Origin of the sequence: Pseudomonas sp. 6D_7.1_Bac1 (assembly GCF_025465945.1) — a bacterium.
Classification (GTDB): Bacteria; Pseudomonadota; Gammaproteobacteria; order Pseudomonadales; family Pseudomonadaceae; genus Aquipseudomonas.
Window position 1 is genome coordinate 166231 of the sequence record NZ_JANLNW010000051.1, and the last position, 15002, is coordinate 181232.

17 protein-coding genes are annotated in these 15002 nt (G+C 50.2%); 8 read left to right on the plus strand and 9 right to left on the minus strand.

What is annotated here, in order from left to right; genetic code table 11:
* The first annotated feature begins 309 nt into the window (after positions 1–309).
* Both NTD87_RS12375 and NTD87_RS12380 read left to right on the plus strand, forming a co-directional pair.
* Entirely contained in the window at positions 310–1206 is an 897-nt protein-coding gene (locus NTD87_RS12375; protein WP_262114221.1) for a transcriptional regulator, read from the plus strand.
* Positions 1203–1661, plus strand: coding sequence for a hypothetical protein (locus NTD87_RS12380; protein ID WP_262114222.1), 459 nt, complete (start codon positions 1203–1205; stop codon positions 1659–1661). The genes NTD87_RS12375 and NTD87_RS12380 overlap by 4 nt, the downstream gene beginning before the upstream one ends.
* 188 nt (positions 1662–1849) lie before the next feature.
* Here NTD87_RS12380 and NTD87_RS12385 read toward each other — a convergent pair whose 3' ends face one another.
* Positions 1850–2110 carry a hypothetical protein gene (locus NTD87_RS12385; protein ID WP_262114223.1) on the minus strand — a complete coding sequence of 87 codons (261 nt, stop codon included), beginning with the start codon at positions 2108–2110 and terminating at the stop codon, positions 1850–1852.
* Between the two features lie 690 nt (positions 2111–2800).
* Here NTD87_RS12385 and NTD87_RS12390 point away from each other — a divergent pair.
* Positions 2801–3451 (plus strand): helix-turn-helix domain-containing protein, encoded by a 651-nt coding sequence (locus NTD87_RS12390; protein ID WP_262114224.1) that lies wholly within the window; start codon positions 2801–2803, stop codon positions 3449–3451.
* Between the two features lie 228 nt (positions 3452–3679).
* Here NTD87_RS12390 and NTD87_RS12395 read toward each other — a convergent pair whose 3' ends face one another.
* The 5 genes from NTD87_RS12395 to NTD87_RS12415 form a co-directional block, all read right to left on the minus strand.
* A complete protein-coding gene (locus tag NTD87_RS12395; protein WP_262114225.1) occupies positions 3680–4171 on the minus strand; it encodes a glycoside hydrolase family 104 protein in 492 nt (163 codons plus the stop codon).
* Positions 4155–4505, minus strand: a complete 351-nt coding sequence (locus NTD87_RS12400; protein WP_262114226.1) for a hypothetical protein — start codon at positions 4503–4505, stop codon at positions 4155–4157. The genes NTD87_RS12395 and NTD87_RS12400 overlap by 17 nt, the downstream gene beginning before the upstream one ends.
* Entirely contained in the window at positions 4492–4827 is a 336-nt protein-coding gene (locus NTD87_RS12405; protein ID WP_262114227.1) for a phage holin family protein, read from the minus strand. Before NTD87_RS12405 ends, NTD87_RS12400 begins: the two co-directional genes overlap by 14 nt.
* A 419-nt stretch (positions 4828–5246) precedes the next feature.
* Entirely contained in the window at positions 5247–5453 is a 207-nt protein-coding gene (locus tag NTD87_RS12410) for a hypothetical protein (RefSeq protein WP_262114228.1), read from the minus strand.
* A 167-nt stretch (positions 5454–5620) separates the two neighbouring features.
* Entirely contained in the window at positions 5621–6082 is a 462-nt protein-coding gene (locus NTD87_RS12415; protein ID WP_262114229.1) for a DUF1353 domain-containing protein, read from the minus strand.
* An 817-nt stretch (positions 6083–6899) separates the two neighbouring features.
* Between NTD87_RS12415 and NTD87_RS12420 the strand changes: the two genes are divergently transcribed.
* The 3 genes from NTD87_RS12420 to NTD87_RS12430 all read left to right on the plus strand — a co-directional run bounded on the left by NTD87_RS12420 (position 6900) and on the right by NTD87_RS12430 (position 10671).
* Positions 6900–8096 carry an alpha-xenorhabdolysin family binary toxin subunit A gene (locus tag NTD87_RS12420; RefSeq protein WP_262114230.1) on the plus strand — a complete coding sequence of 399 codons (1197 nt, stop codon included), beginning with the start codon at positions 6900–6902 and terminating at the stop codon, positions 8094–8096.
* Between the two features lie 27 nt (positions 8097–8123).
* A complete protein-coding gene (locus NTD87_RS12425) occupies positions 8124–9167 on the plus strand; it encodes an alpha-xenorhabdolysin family binary toxin subunit B (RefSeq protein ID WP_262114231.1) in 1044 nt (347 codons plus the stop codon).
* 271 nt (positions 9168–9438) lie between these two features.
* The gene (locus tag NTD87_RS12430) at positions 9439–10671 is read left to right on the plus strand and encodes an alpha-xenorhabdolysin family binary toxin subunit A (RefSeq protein WP_262114232.1); all 1233 of its coding nucleotides are present in this window, start codon (positions 9439–9441) and stop codon (positions 10669–10671) included.
* A 211-nt stretch (positions 10672–10882) separates the two neighbouring features.
* On the opposite strand, the gene NTD87_RS12435 is transcribed toward NTD87_RS12430, so the two are convergent.
* Entirely contained in the window at positions 10883–11221 is a 339-nt protein-coding gene (locus NTD87_RS12435) for an FKBP-type peptidyl-prolyl cis-trans isomerase (RefSeq protein WP_262114233.1), read from the minus strand.
* Positions 11222–11321: 100 nt separating this feature from the next.
* Positions 11322–11630 carry an RcnB family protein gene (locus NTD87_RS12440; RefSeq protein WP_262114234.1) on the minus strand — a complete coding sequence of 103 codons (309 nt, stop codon included), beginning with the start codon at positions 11628–11630 and terminating at the stop codon, positions 11322–11324.
* 241 nt (positions 11631–11871) lie between these two features.
* Between NTD87_RS12440 and NTD87_RS12445 the strand changes: the two genes are divergently transcribed.
* Both NTD87_RS12445 and NTD87_RS12450 read left to right on the plus strand, forming a co-directional pair.
* Positions 11872–13173 (plus strand): MFS transporter, encoded by a 1302-nt coding sequence (locus NTD87_RS12445; RefSeq protein ID WP_262114235.1) that lies wholly within the window; start codon positions 11872–11874, stop codon positions 13171–13173.
* 28 nt (positions 13174–13201) lie between these two features.
* Positions 13202–13978 carry a substrate-binding domain-containing protein gene (locus tag NTD87_RS12450; protein WP_410017486.1) on the plus strand — a complete coding sequence of 259 codons (777 nt, stop codon included), beginning with the start codon at positions 13202–13204 and terminating at the stop codon, positions 13976–13978.
* 23 nt (positions 13979–14001) lie between these two features.
* Here NTD87_RS12450 and NTD87_RS12455 read toward each other — a convergent pair whose 3' ends face one another.
* Positions 14002–14922: a LysR family transcriptional regulator gene (locus NTD87_RS12455; protein WP_262114236.1), complete on the minus strand. Its 921-nt coding sequence runs from the start codon at positions 14920–14922 to the stop codon at positions 14002–14004.
* Between the last annotated feature and the right edge of the window lie 80 nt (positions 14923–15002).

Here is a 15002-nt window from a genome sequence, read left to right on the forward strand (position 1 = left end):
CAGGAGCTCAAGCAACGCAAAGAACGCAAAGGTAGGGCAATGCAGCATATTTTTTTCACTTCACGTCAACGAGAGGCATCACGGGTCCCTGTTTTTTTTTCGTCAGCATTGGCTGTTTTGTATCTGCCATGGGAAAAATTGGGAACACACAGGATAAGTCCTCTTGCTCCTGTTATGTACAAAACTTTCAAAAAAGGCTCCCGCTCGCCTGGGTGCGTACCTGACTATATTCGCCACTATCTTCACCTATTAGTTAAAGCACCACTTTTCAAGTGCTATTTTCACCTTGCAAAGTTTTAAGGCGAAAACATGAGCTCCACAATTATAAAAGAGCCTCGTAGCCCCTTGGAGCAGGATCAGCACTCTGATACTGCAAACTCATGCGCGATGCTGCAGACTCAAGACCGCTATATCATACGTTGCACCACGACCGGGTACTACGCTTATTTCGAGCCTACTCGCCAGTTGTTAACATCGTTGTTCGGACAACAGGTAACCGCCAAGGTTGAACTCAGCTTTTCCACATCGCACTTGCTCGAACTGCTGATTCTCAGAGCAGATACGATTGTCGCGCGAGAAGATATTTTAGCGTATGCCTGGCCAGACCGCGTTGTAACCCAAAACAGTCTGAATCAAGCTATCTCGAACCTCCGAGAGCATTTAGGTGACGACCTCACCAAGGAGATCATACAAACGATGCCTCGTCGTGGCTATCAACTCAACTCTCGGTTTCTGATTAGTCTAAAAGAATGGTCGGCATTGCAAGATAGCTCAGACTCAACGCCTACTGTCGCCTCCCCCGATCCTCGTACAGTGACAGAACGGTCAAGAGGTGTTATTCAGCACCGCCGCCTTTTCCTTCTTTTGCTCATTACCCTTTTGTTCGGGACTTTGATTTGGCGTATCAATTTTACTTTACTCCTGCAACCCGGGCCAATTTTCAGCAGCCTACAAATAGATAATCAATACTTCTTATATACCGCCCCTAGTCAAGAACAACTTTTAGCCCTACAAGCTGACACCACTTCCTTGCGAGCAAGATTATTATCACTACCCGAACCACCACGCAATTTACTCTTCAATCGCATGCACAATTTCCTTGATGTAATCTGCATCAACAAGGACAATAAAGTTTCTTCTATACTGCTACACGAATCCCAACTACCGACTATCACCGACCATCAACTAATGGCGTGTGCAAAATGATTCGCTCAGATCTAGGACTTTACGCATTGGCACTCCTGCTCATTCTATTGCACGCTGGCTATTCCGCTCTTGAGCGACAACGCCCCTATGGCTCTTATTTCTCTCACGGAGTAGTCTTACTCGAAAACGGCGAATCATTAACCCAAAGTGCGCGCTTACAGTTCCAGAAGAATATGATTTACGACTACCAACAGATCGGCAGTTCATCAAGCATTTTACCTCTCGAAATAAAAAGTAGCGTCCTGGGTAGCTTTGACTTAAAAACCACCTCCACCAACGAAAGTCTGAACAGGGTTTCAGAAGGGTATATCAATAGTCAAATAGCCTACAATCAAGTCTATTATTCGAAAAAAAACATGCCACTTACATTTCATCAGCTCCCCACTGAGCCAGGCATTTTTTGCGCCTATATAGACGAACTCCAAAAACTGCGGTGTTTTAGCATGACACACTAAGGATACCTATACGTCAGGTTTATGTCACGCCAGGTACTATTTGACAGGATCATCCATCCTCATGGCACCCGCCAACCACCGACTCTCTATATATATCACCGCGGTTAGGCTCTTATCGCATAGAGCCTTTGTCACAACTTTTAATTGCGTGACTCTGGTCGCCGCATGCTAACGAAGATAGAATTCGATTAGACGTGCAGCGCGATTTTCTGCATCAAAGACTCAACACTTACGTTGCACGAATAGACTTTAAAGACGGGTTTAATTGCGCCAGAGTGGGAACTCTCATGAGCAGGGAATACTTCACTACCAAAACCTGCCTGCTCCGTCGAAATCAGTGTTTGGCGTTCAATCCAGATGCGATCGCATCGGCGCCAGGCTTGGTAGTGATTAGCGTGGTCGTCGCCATGGTCCACACCGCCGTCGGCATAGCCCGGTACGACAGCCACGACAACACGCTCCAGATACCCTTCAACTACTGCAGTCAGCGCGTGAAACCGTGGCGCTCGAAGTGCGTCGCATCCAACGTCCACGATAGCTCGTAGAGCTCTCCTTGAATATGAAGCCCCGCATCTCCATGCGTACAGCGTGCAACGCTTCCAGGAAATGTATCCAGAGCGAACTAGGCATCGGCGACCTCTCTGCGGAACTCAAAACCGTGTAATCCAAGGGGACTGGAATACAACTTTAAATCAAATATCAAAAACCCTCAAAAATCCTCAAGCACGGTAATAGCTTGATGGATGAGCGTGCCCCACTCCAGCGCGACCCAAATAATACAAAACCAGCATTACCCCCCCCTCAAAAAAAACAAAACACCCACCTAACAAATAGTAAAAACGCAGTCCACCACTGCCTTCACAAGTTTCTGTAACACTATTTTTCATATGCCGCACAAATCTAAACTTCGGCACAACTAAATCGGTCCACAATCAGACTTTGTATTGAACCCTTTATTTTTCAGAAAGACAATCGAATGGACGCCCCTTCTACCTTACAGCACTTAATCTCTACAGGAAGGACCAAGAAACTTTCACCAACAATCTACCGTCCTGCGCGACAAACTATAAATCAATAAACGCACACTTTCTTTAATACCGATGCAGCTACATTCGCCCCCACAAAACAAGGAACGTAAAATGAACAACATTCATCTATCCGGCTTCAATTGTGGAAACGAAAAATCCGTAAACGCTAGCATTCGCTACTTATATGCCTGGATTAAAAAAAACGGAGCAAAAAAAACTGTCAACCCCGGAGAGGAGTTGCTGGAAACTGACGAAAATTCGATATTTTCGATTGAGAGTGGCGCATGGCGATTATTGGTTGGCGATCAGAAGGTCATCAGCATCATCGGGCCAGGCGGAATCGTGCTTCTCGACCATCAGCCCCAATACCATAATGTCCCTTCCAGCCGATACGAAGTAGTGTCCTGCTCTACTTATTATGAGTTCCCCATGGAAGGTATCCATCTAGCCGCATCAGACAAAGAGCTACTTAAAGGACTATTTGACTTCATGACCTGGAGCGCTTGCGACATCTCAAACAAATGGCTGATGCAATGCTTGGGGGATAGCTACACTGAAGTCAAATCAGCACTGGAATGGATGAACGCCTTACCGGAGGCTATCCGCTCAAAGTTTACCGCCATTGCATTCATAACAGATACAACAGGCGTCTCCAGATCCCACGCATTATCAATCATGAAATCCTTGAAACAAGGAGGGTATATCGAAATGGACGGCGGACACCTCATAAACATTATAAAAAAATTACCTGACGGGTATTGAAATTCAGATAAAACAGAATGCCGCAGTAACTGATAACTGGTTATGCGGCACTCTCACCTCACCCAGAATCACTCCAAACAAATCACACCACTCCTCGACCATCCTATATAGCACTGTCAGCCATACTCCCCACCGACTAAAGCATTACAATTGCTTGAGCGGAACGCCGCTGCATAGAAGCAGACAATGTTACCGCATTTAAAGCGATCTCCTTAGCTTAAGACTGAATTAAACACCTACCTTGCCACCGGCAAGAATATATCGAGAGACCAAGTGATCAATTGATCGTTCGTGCTGACCATATCCGGCACCAGGAAGGCTTGCCCAGATATTACGACACTTTGAAATAGCTCCAACAACTCTCCCAACTTTGATATCCTCAATCGCTCTCTGCTCTCGAATCTGCTTGATGGCTACTCGATCTTGATTTTCCGGTGTGAAGCCACCGACGAGTTTTAGAGAGAGTCTATAAGCATCCCAATATCGCGCCAGCAGTTGATATCGACCAGCCGCTGTAGATTTGATACCAAGCCTTGGTAATGCCACCATTACTCTCGGGTGATCCTCATAGCTGCTGAATAGTTCCCCCCCGACGATAACGTCATACCCATGATTCAATGTCGCTTGCTTCCCATCATCGGTACCTTCTGACCATGCAAGCATGTCCAGGAATGCGACAACATTGCACCCGCCAGCTTCACTTTCACTTATTTTTGCCATCTTTAGTTGCCCCCTTGATTTGAAACTCGATAAACTCCTGCTGCTCAACTGCTAACGAAACCGCTTCCTTCATGACTGTCCGCATATGCGCAATAGCAGAATACATATCCACAGCATTACTTAAATTTATCTCTCTCAATTTAAACTCAAGACTCCTCATATAAGCTTCTCGCTTCTTCGCGCTTTCAAGTCGTGACTGCAACTCATCAACGTACAGAGTTTTTACCTCCTCAACCTTGGTCTGCATGGTGAATGCAATACCTGCCGCAATAACTGCAGACGCTACTAATGCATACCCCAAAATCGATCGCGCCCTATTACTATTTTCCACCATTACGCCCCTCCAACTTCCCGATATTCAGTTTTTTATAAATATACGACTGCAGCAGCATCAAGGTGGCATCCGCCCCGAGCCAACCACAAAGCCCGATTACAACGCCTGAAATCTCCGAAGGAACCGCTAATGCTCGACATCCCAAAAGAACCAAGTAACCGGAAAATGCTGCACCGACACCTTGTAAAATCGTCTCGCCTATATGTATTTTCTGGCCTGATCCCAACCGGCGCATCATATGCCCAAGAACACCACCCGTCGCAGCAATGGCAATATATATCCAAGACTTTATAAATTCAGAAGCCAGATCGCTCCCACTCATATGGTTCACCATCCAAAAAAAATATATTGAACACCAGGGCTCATAATGAGCCGCTGCACTTCCCTGCGTCTCTTATGCCTGCTAGCAACCCAACCCCACAATGACTTCTAAGGCCCAATCAATTCCTCTTCTAATACTAAAAAATTATTCATTAACCCTCGAAACTCATTATCCAAAAGCAGCAAGCCACCTCGCAAGAAAAAGAGCAATTTCAGACCATCTATTCATAAATACACTGGTCACCGGGCACAGCAATCGACATGCTCTGGGGCGAAGCTCAAGCCCTGGAGATTAACTTGAGCATTGACTATCAGACCGCACTTCAATTAACCGATATACCTGCGAATTCGATAAAACTCACCATCAAGCAGTCTGCCTATTGTGAATCTCGGGTACAGTTTGCACGCCCTTGGAAACAATTAATCAGGCGCATTAGCTGTCCACTGCTCAGCAAGGACATACGCCATATCTAACGGCTGCCGACTTCTGATAATTTCATGTATCAAACTTCGATCTTTCCTCGGTATTTTTTTTATGCACCGCTTTGCGCAGGCTCTTACAGCCTCATCCGTGCCGTGAATGCGAGCAGCGAGAAGCAGTATGAGAACAGCATCAGTAAAGCTCATGATGATCCATGTCGTATGCATTGAGTACAATGCCTCCTTTTTGAATTTAATTGAGTACGATCAAACCCCGTTGATGAAACTCGCACGTCAATCGAAGACTCCTGCCTGCGAAAGCTCTTGAAGAGTCCCCCCGCAATTGTGCATTTCTCAATTGCGCTCTGGCGAACTCACATCCACTTCGATTCAAGCGATCTTTTCATCGCCCTATTCGATGGCAGATTTACCTGAGACACATTGCGATATAACTCGACTGCTCCAGCCACCACGGCTATTTCCTGTTGAGTGGCGCCCAACACGTCGAGCGCCACGTACAGAAGTGAGTCGCCCCGGGTGCGCGAAATGCTGACTGGAGCTCCATCAACGGTGATTGACAGGTACTCACACAGTTGGTCATGCATTACATAGGCCTGCCCAAGCTTGCCCCAAGGGGAAACGAAGCTCTGGGCAATTCGAGGGATAGTTCCACCGTCAGTCAGAATCCCGGCCGGAACGGCAACCCACTGCCGTTCACTGAGCATTAGCCGAAAAGGCTGAAGCACTCGCCAGTGATCTTGGCCGAGCAATCTGCTGGCTTCAGCCTCATAGCGTGTGTCCAGTGGAGCATCGAAATATGGATACGTGCGGCTCATAGGCGGCTTGCTCTCCTCAAGCGGTGATAGGCGATAGCGCGTCTTTTATCTGGTACCCGCATCTCTCAATGGTCAATTGGGTGTTCCGGCACTTGATTGTTACTTGCGCTATTTACGTGACCTTGTTTTTCTCGATGACATCGTAGCCGTCGTCAGGGTGTTTCAGGTAATCGGTTCTGGTTTCAGACCCACCAAATGAGGTGTATCCGTTTAGGGGAAGGGCGGTCTAACCGTGGCGATCAACCGTGTAGTTGGAAAGCGGTCAACTGGTCTGTTTGAGAAGAACGCAGGTAACGACTGAATCCCCCTAATAGTTGAGAGGACGCCTTCCAGCGGGAGAATAAGGAATCGTCAAAAGAACCAGAATCTGACACGGTAACAAGCTCTATTCTAGGTGTGCAGCCCCTGAAAAGTAGAAACTGCTGCAATCGTTGATAACCATACAAAAAACATTTAGGGAAACTCTGAGAAAGACTTCCATCTCTGGTGAAATACTCGCCTAACACGAACCGAATGGTTGAGCCCCGATGAAACAGATGTCCTTCGCCGATGCCGATTGGCGACCCTGACATTCGGCGGGAGCGTAATAGCAGGTCCTGAATCAGACTCCAGAGTGATAGATCAAAACACTTCTGATAACGTCAAATCGACACACCCGCTGTTGGTAAAACGAAAGCTCATTCAATCAGACGAAGTGAATATCTGAAATCGGACCTGATACTTCCGATGTGTTTGTTCTAGAGTTAGCCAGCAGCAAATGAGGTTCGAAAGGGTTCGGACCTATTATGCGTCGCTAATAAATAATGAGGTGAATGATATGGCTGTCCCACTAAGCGCAACAGTACTTGATAGCAACCTGGCGCAGGAAGCAGTGGATTTGATTGCAGGCAAAAATCCTGAATCGGCACGCGATGCAGGCATACTAACCAAGGTAGACATAATTGCGATCAAACAATATGTAAAAAAAGCGCTCTCGCTTCCAGGTGACTTGAATCAAGTTGAGGCATATTTGCTGTATAAAACCGTGGGAATTGCCGGGCTTGAACCCGTTGATATTCAGGGTCTATTCAGAAGGATTTCACTTCACGCCTCCAGTTGGGATGGGGTGGAACACCAAATGATTCAGCAAGGCGTTCATTTAGGTATTGCCGCACAAAATATCCTGATCACGGGCGGCGAGATCGTTGCCGTAATTGACCAAATGCCCATCCTGGAAAAAGTGAGGAATACTCTGGGGGGGTGGGGCAGTACTGAACTGTCAGGAATTAAATATACGTCTGATGACGGAGAGATTGCAGTAGCTGTAAGTGAGATCATTGCGTCGATGAGGGGCGACATCCTAAAGCAGCAAAGCACAACGCAATTGCTTGTAGAAAAGCTTACCGCTTTCAGGACCGGACTGGTGGGAGAAGAAGGTAAACCCGATTCAGGTTTACAGCCTCTGGTATACGGTAAGTTCCAACTGATGCAACGAAACAATTTCATTAAATCCATTGCCGAAGATCAAGCCACCATCGCTGAAAAAAAGGCACGAATAGTCCAGTTGGATAACGACTACGACCAGTATGTCAAATATGCGATAAGCGGGATCGCGGGGGGGCTTATCGGCCTGGCCATTACCGGTGGGATATTCGGCGATAAAGCGGAAAAGGCAAAGAACGAGCGTAACGCCCTTAAAGAGGAAGTTAAAACTTTGGAAGGACGCGTCAAGGACAGACAAAACCTGCAGGCCGCTTTGGAAAATCTCAGCCTGGATTTTACTGATATGAATATCCGCATGCTCGGTGCTGAACAGGCACTGAACTTATTGAAATTGGCCTGGGATACCATTCTGGCGAATATTAATGAGTCAGCTTCACAATTTGAAACAATTAATGACGCACAGAAACTTACCTCGTTTGTTATCAACTTTAAAAAGGTGATTGCACCGTGGGAAGCGGTAAAAGATAGATCCGGAGACTTGGTCAAGGTGCTTAACGAGGCGCTGGAAGAATACAAAAAATTCTACAATTGATTTCCCACTGACAAAAGGATGATTATCATGAATCCCGTAACCCCGATCAATGCTGGCCTCATTCCTGCGATTGATGTGAAGAGCATCATTCAAACCACTCGTGACATTTCAAAGCTCACGAACTTTAGAGCTTATCTGCCTAATGACTTGTTGCAGGAGAGGGCTCGGCAAGTAGCATTGTATTTGCAAATGACCGATACGACGCTGCGGGAATCTTTTCCGATACTGCTGACAGCGCTGAAAAACGCTGATGGCCAAGGCTATTTTTCTGTTCTTGACGAGTTAAAAGCTGCATTGGCCGGTGACTTGTCACCCGCTGATCGAGAAGCGTGCAACGACGAGGTCGTGAATATCAAAGCTGCTCTCGCAAACATGCTGGAAGGGGTGTCGGCAAAATTTACCTTTCGTTCCGAGAGCGTTAAAAGCCAAGCTATGAGCGTTTACAAAGTTGAAATTGGTGAGCGAGTTAACCCGTCCCTCCAGTTGGCGAAAGACCGAATTTCCCGGATCTCGGATGACTTAAATAAGCTCTATCTCACCAAGGCAACCTGCGTGGAACAGCGTGACACGCTCGTCAAAGCGCAAGATGTGATTCGCAAAACCAACTTGGCCGACATCTTTCAAACTTACCTGCCTGACGGCGACGACCTGAACAATCTGGATTTGGCCACTCCTGAAAAAGAGGCTATCAAGCAGGCGATTGCCTTGGTCAAGAAAGCCCTGGGCATTTTATCTGACGGTATTAAATACATTGAACTTGCAACAGCCAGGAACAATCTAGACAAAGAGATTGAGAGCCTTACTAAGTCCATCACCGAGTCCAATAGCGAATTCAAGAAGGCACAGGATGCTTTGAGCGACGTAGTGGCCGTTGGGGACATCGACGGTCTGCGCATGGTGGCGGTTAATGAACTCGATTTAGTGGCGTCCATCTGGATGGGGTGTTCATCGAGCCTTGCGGGGCTAAAAAATACCGATTTCACTCAGTCTGACTTATCCAGTTTGCTCAGTCGATACAAAATGCATCTGGAAAAACTGAGCGCCGACTACAACAACTTCATGCTCACCTGACGAGAAGGTGTGGTTGATCTTGCCGGATTGTCCGCACCTGATCTGATTCCGAGTTACATTCACCCTTCATCATTGCGCTGACTCTGGCGCTAGCAGCGTCTCCCAGGGGCACGTTGATTTTTCGGATCTTCGTACCCGGAATGCCATGGAGGTTTATATCCAAGGACAATAATCGGGTTTTTTTGAGTAAATCAACGCCCCCCTGGAGAGATCCAAAGAAAACGTATGACCCAGACTTGTACACTTAACGTTTAATAGACAGAGGTGAATCATGTTAGTTATTTTTGAAGAGTCAGTAATGAGCAATAACGCCGCCCCCCCTAACACTAATGATCTTCCGAGGGATGTGTCACTCATGATTTCGGGGGGGAACGAAGTAGCACGCGCTCCTGGGGTAATGACCAAGGAAGATATAATAGAAATGAAGAAATATTTGAGAACAGTTACCCTTCTACCTAGCGGATTGCTGGAGGTTGAGGCCTTTCTTAAATATAGAACTATTGGCATTCCCGGACTTGAACCTTTAGATATTCTGAACTTGTTTCACAAGATCAAAATGCATGCTTGCGACTGGTACCCTATAGAAAGCGGAGTCATTCATCAATGCTATTATTTAGGAGATACCGCTATAGATATCCTCAGGAATGGAAAGCAGATCATTGCCCAAATCAATAATATGCCTATCCTGCAGAGAGTTAGAAGTACCGTGGGAAACTTGAGCGACATTCAACTTGAAGGAATGAAGTATACGCCTGATGATTTTAAAGTCGTACAATATATAGGAGATATTATTCAAACGATGAAATTCGATATTACGATGGGACAATTGTCTACGCAACAGCTCAAAGATTCTATTATCGACTTCAAGGTCAACCTCTCTGGCGGAGCGTTATCGAACGGCAACCCAGTGCTTGGGCTACAGTCCGAATTAGACTTGAAATATACCTTGATGCAGCGAAACAATCGTCTAAAATATATCGCCGAAAATAACGCCGCCATCAGCGCAAAAATAGCACAAATTGCTCAATTGGATAAAGATTACGACTATTACGTTAAAATGTGTTTTTCAGCGGGGCTTCCTTTCCTTTGGTGGATTTCAGCCTCCATTTACGGCCCGAAAGCAGAAACCGCCCGAAAAGAGCGTAATAAGTTAAAAGCCGAGGTTGACGCTCTGAGACTATTAGTGACTAACCAGGAAAACTTACAGAATGCCATGGAAAGCACACTGGCTAATTTAGGTGGCGTAGGTCTCCGCATGCTCGGTGCCGAAGCGACACTTAATGTTTTAAACACGATGTGGCAAACCATAATCGCTAAAATTGACGCATCGGCTGAACAGTTCGCTAATATCAATGATGCATTGCGCCTCACATTATTTGTCGCGGAGTTCTCGAAAGTGATCGCGCCATGGCAGGATGTACAAGCCGCTGGCGAAACGTTGGTTAACGAGTATTACTTAGCAATGAGAGAATACGAAACTAACAATCCTTTAAGTTATTACTAAAAGAAGAATCATGTCAAAAGCTAGTCAACCCGCCTATTACATGACGATGCAGTGCGGAAAGGACACGCCAGGTCGCTCGGGGTGTCCCTCCGTGAACGAAGCGTTCCGACTCTACCCCAAGCGGTGTTATCGGCACTTGCGCACACGATTGCTTACGGAGTTTCTGAGCGAGCGGATTGTCCAGTTGCCGGGATTCGAGGCGTAACAGCGATCAGTCGTCGCGGGTCAGCACTTCGAGCAATTCAATCTCGAAAACAAGGTTGGAATTGGGCGTGATGGCACCCATCGAACGCTCGCCGTAGGCCAGGTGCGCCGGTACCCACAACTTGCGCTTGCCGCCGACCTTCATGCCCATCAGGCCTTGATCCCAGCCCTTGATCACCCGGCCTGTGCCGATCACGCATTGGAAGGGTTTGCCGCGATCGTACGACGAGTCAAAGGTCGTACCGTCCTCAAGAAAACCGCGGTACTGGGTGGTAATCAAGGCGCCTTTTACGGCCGCTTTGCCGTCGCCCAACTCAAGGTCGATGACCTGCAATTCTTCGTTCATTACTGCTCTCTCGTTAGCGATGACCCTAAACACGGACCGCGTTTTCTCAGATTTCGCCTTGCAGGGCAATCCTGTTGGAGACACTGGTGCCTGCAGCGGCTCAACGCTCTATCGGCATGACCGCCAGAATCTGCCCGTTGGTGGTCTGCACCAGCATGTACTTGTCGTTGACCTGCACCCATTGGCTCTGGCTTTGCGGGGTTTTCAATCCACGCTTCTTCCAGTCCGCCAGGGCCTTGTTGCTGCTGGTGTAGGAATCCGGCGCACGGTCGCCGACTTTCAGGTTACGGGCATTGATCGGCGAAGCCTGGATACTGGCTTGCACGGGATCGTCGGCCAGGGCCATCGAGCTGACAACGCCAAAGCTGGCAAGCAGGACCAGGATCGCCATAAGTTTTTGATCAGCCATCGGTATTCCTCCAGTGAATTCGTGGCACTCGCTCCGGGACCTCGATTGCATCCAATCATTCGAACGCTCACACCTCACTGTAGCGATGATTCTGTGATCGGCCGCACCTCAGTGATAATCAGCACGCATCAATAGATGCTAAATATGCACTTATCATATCGATCGACCTACCCCAGTATCCCGCCCTAATAAGATCCATGCGCCACGTTGCGCATGTCATAAAAAGCGCGGGAGACACAACATGCAGACTTCAACCCATCCGCCAGCGACAACCGCTCGCAGCAAGGCCAGTGCGATTTTCCGGGTGACCTCGGGCAACTTCCTGGAACAGTTCGACTTCTTCCTCTTCGGTTTCTACGCCACGTATATTGCGGCGGCGTTCTTCCCTGCCAGCAGCGAATTCGCCTCGCTGATGATGACCTTCGCGGTGTTTGGTGCAGGCTTTCTGATGCGCCCGTTGGGTGCGGTGATTCTCGGTGCATACATCGATGACGTCGGCCGTCGCAAAGGTTTGATCGTCACCCTGTCGATCATGGCCAGCGGCACGATTCTGATTGTGCTGGTGCCCGGCTACGAGACCATCGGCCTGCTTGCCCCGGCGCTGGTGTTGATCGGCCGCCTGCTTCAGGGGTTTTCCGCAGGCGCGGAACTGGGCGGCGTGTCGGTGTACCTGGCGGAAATCGCCACACCGGGCCGCAAGGGTTTCTTCACCAGTTGGCAGTCGGCCAGTCAGCAAGTGGCAATCGTCATTGCCGCCGCGCTGGGCTATGCGCTAAATCAATGGATGCCGGCGACAGTGATTGCCGACTGGGGCTGGCGCATTCCGTTTTTCGTCGGCTGCATGATCGTGCCGTTCATCTTCCTGCTGCGGCGCAATCTCGAAGAAACCGCAGAGTTCACTGCCCGTCGCCACCGTCCAAGTATGCGTCAGGTGTTCGGCACACTGCTGCAGAACTGGCAGATTGTAATCGCCGGGATGCTGATGGTGGCGCTGACCACCACCGCGTTTTACCTGATCACCGTGTACGCACCGACCTTCGGCAAAACCGTGCTGCACCTGAGCACCGCCGATGCGTTGCTGGTGACCTTGCTGGTCGGTGTGTCGAACTTCTGCTGGCTGCCACTGGGCGGCGCACTGTCGGACCGCATCGGTCGGCGTCCGGTGTTACTGGCCATGACTCTGTTGACGTTGGCCACGGCCTACCCGGCGTTGTCGTACCTGGTCCAGGCACCCAGCTTCATCAACATGCTGCTGGTGCTGCTGTGGCTGTCGTTCATCTACGGTATGTACAACGGCGCAATGGTCGCCGCGCTGACCGAAATCATGCCGGTGGAAGTCCGCGTGGCCGGTTTTTCCCTGGCCTACAGCCTGGCGACCGCGGTGTTCGGCGGCTTCACCCCGGCGATTTCGACCTTGTTGATTGAGTATTCCGGCGACAAGGCCGCCCCCGGTTACTGGATGAGCTTCGCCGCGCTGTGTGCGATGTGCGCAACGCTTTACCTGTACCGGCGCTCGACCGGCCGGTTGCAGGCTGCCGTGTAATAAGCCGTCCGTTTACTGAGATTTCTCGATGAAAAAACGACTAAACCTCGTGGCGCTGACCTTGATCGGCGTCATGGCCCTGAGCGCCGTGGCACAGGCTGAAGAACTTCGGGTGATGACCTCCGGTGGTTTCACTGCGGCCTATAAAGTACTCGGCCCGAAATTTGCCGCCGCCACCGGCAACACCCTCGACACCGCGCTCGGCCCGTCGATGGGCAAGGCGCCCGAGGCGATCCCTAATCGGCTGGCCCGTGGCGAACCCGCCGATGTGGTGATCATGGTCGGCTACGCCCTGGATGAGCTGATCAAGCAAGGCAAAGTCTTGCCCGAGTCGCGGGTTGAACTGGCCGATTCGAGGATTGGTCTGGTGGTGCGCGCGGGTGCGGCGATGCCGGACATCAGCTCGGTCGAGGGGCTGAAGACGACGTTGCTCAACGCCAAGTCCGTAGCCTATTCCGACAGCGCCAGCGGCGTGTACATCCAGGACCAGATGTTCAAGCGCCTGGGCATCGAGCCGCAGCTCAAAGCCAAATCGACCATGGTGCCTAAAATCCCGGTGGGCTCGGTGGTTGCCAGCGGCGACTACCAACTGGGCTTCCAGCAGGTCAGTGAGTTGCTCCCGGTGCCCGGCGTGACTTTCGTCGGCAAGATCCCGGAACCGGTGCAGTCAGTGACACGTTTCGCCGCCGGCATCCCGGTCGGCGCGCAACACCCGACGCAGGCCAAGGCACTGCTCGACTACCTCGCCTCCCCCGCGGCCCAACCGGATGTCACGGCCACCGGACTCGACTCGGTCAGCCGTTAAGCCTGGCGCCGGTCTCAGTCGATCTACGCTGAGGCCGGTTCTGGTGGTTGGCAGACCTTCATTTCGACGATCAACCGCTCCAGCTCCAACGCAGCCGGCGTCAAGCTTCGTCCGCGGCGCTTGAGCAGGCCGACGCTGCGCATCACTTGCGGGTCGGTCAGCGGTACATGGGTCAGAATCGGGTGTTCACTGCCGGGCATCGCCATCAATGGCACGGCGGCAATGCCAAGCCCGGCTTCGACCAGGCCGATCATGGTGGTGACGTGTCGGGTTTCGCAGATGCTTTGCCGTTGCGGCACGATCCCGGCCAGCGCCTGATCCAGCAAAAAACGATTGCCCGAGGTTTTGTCAAGGGAGATGTAATCCTGCTGGTACAGCTCGTTCCAGCTCACACTTGCGCGACCGGCCAAGGGATGATCGCGCCGGCAAGCAACCACATAACGCTCCTGCACCAGCGCTTCGAACTCGACCTCGGCCTCCAGCGTGCCCATGAAACTCAAGCCGAAATCGGCCTCGCCATTGACCACCGCGCTCAGCACGTCGTGTGCGCTGGAGTCGAGAACCTTGACCTTGATTCGTGGAAAGCGCTGATGGTATTGGGCGACCACTCGCGGCATGAAGTAGTAGGCCGCCGAAGGCACGCAAGCCACGGTGACGTAACCCAAACGGGTCGACGCCACGTCGCTGATCCCCAGTAGCGCCACATCCAGGTCGTCCAGCAAACGATCGACACTGGGCGCAAACGCGCGCCCTGACTGGGTCAGGCTAACGCGGCGAGTCGTGCGTTCGAACAGTTTGACGCCCAAGGCGTCTTCGAGCTTTTCAATCCGTCGGCTCAGCGCCGGCTGTGAGATGCGCACCGTGTCGGCGGCCTTGCGAAAGCTGCCCTGCTCGACCACGGCGCGAAAAGCCTGCAAATCATTCAGGTCGAAATTGATGGCCATGACGCCCACTCACCGGCAAACGAATTGATCAGCTTATCCTATGAATGTAACAAATTGATGCAAATTGTAACGCGTTAATC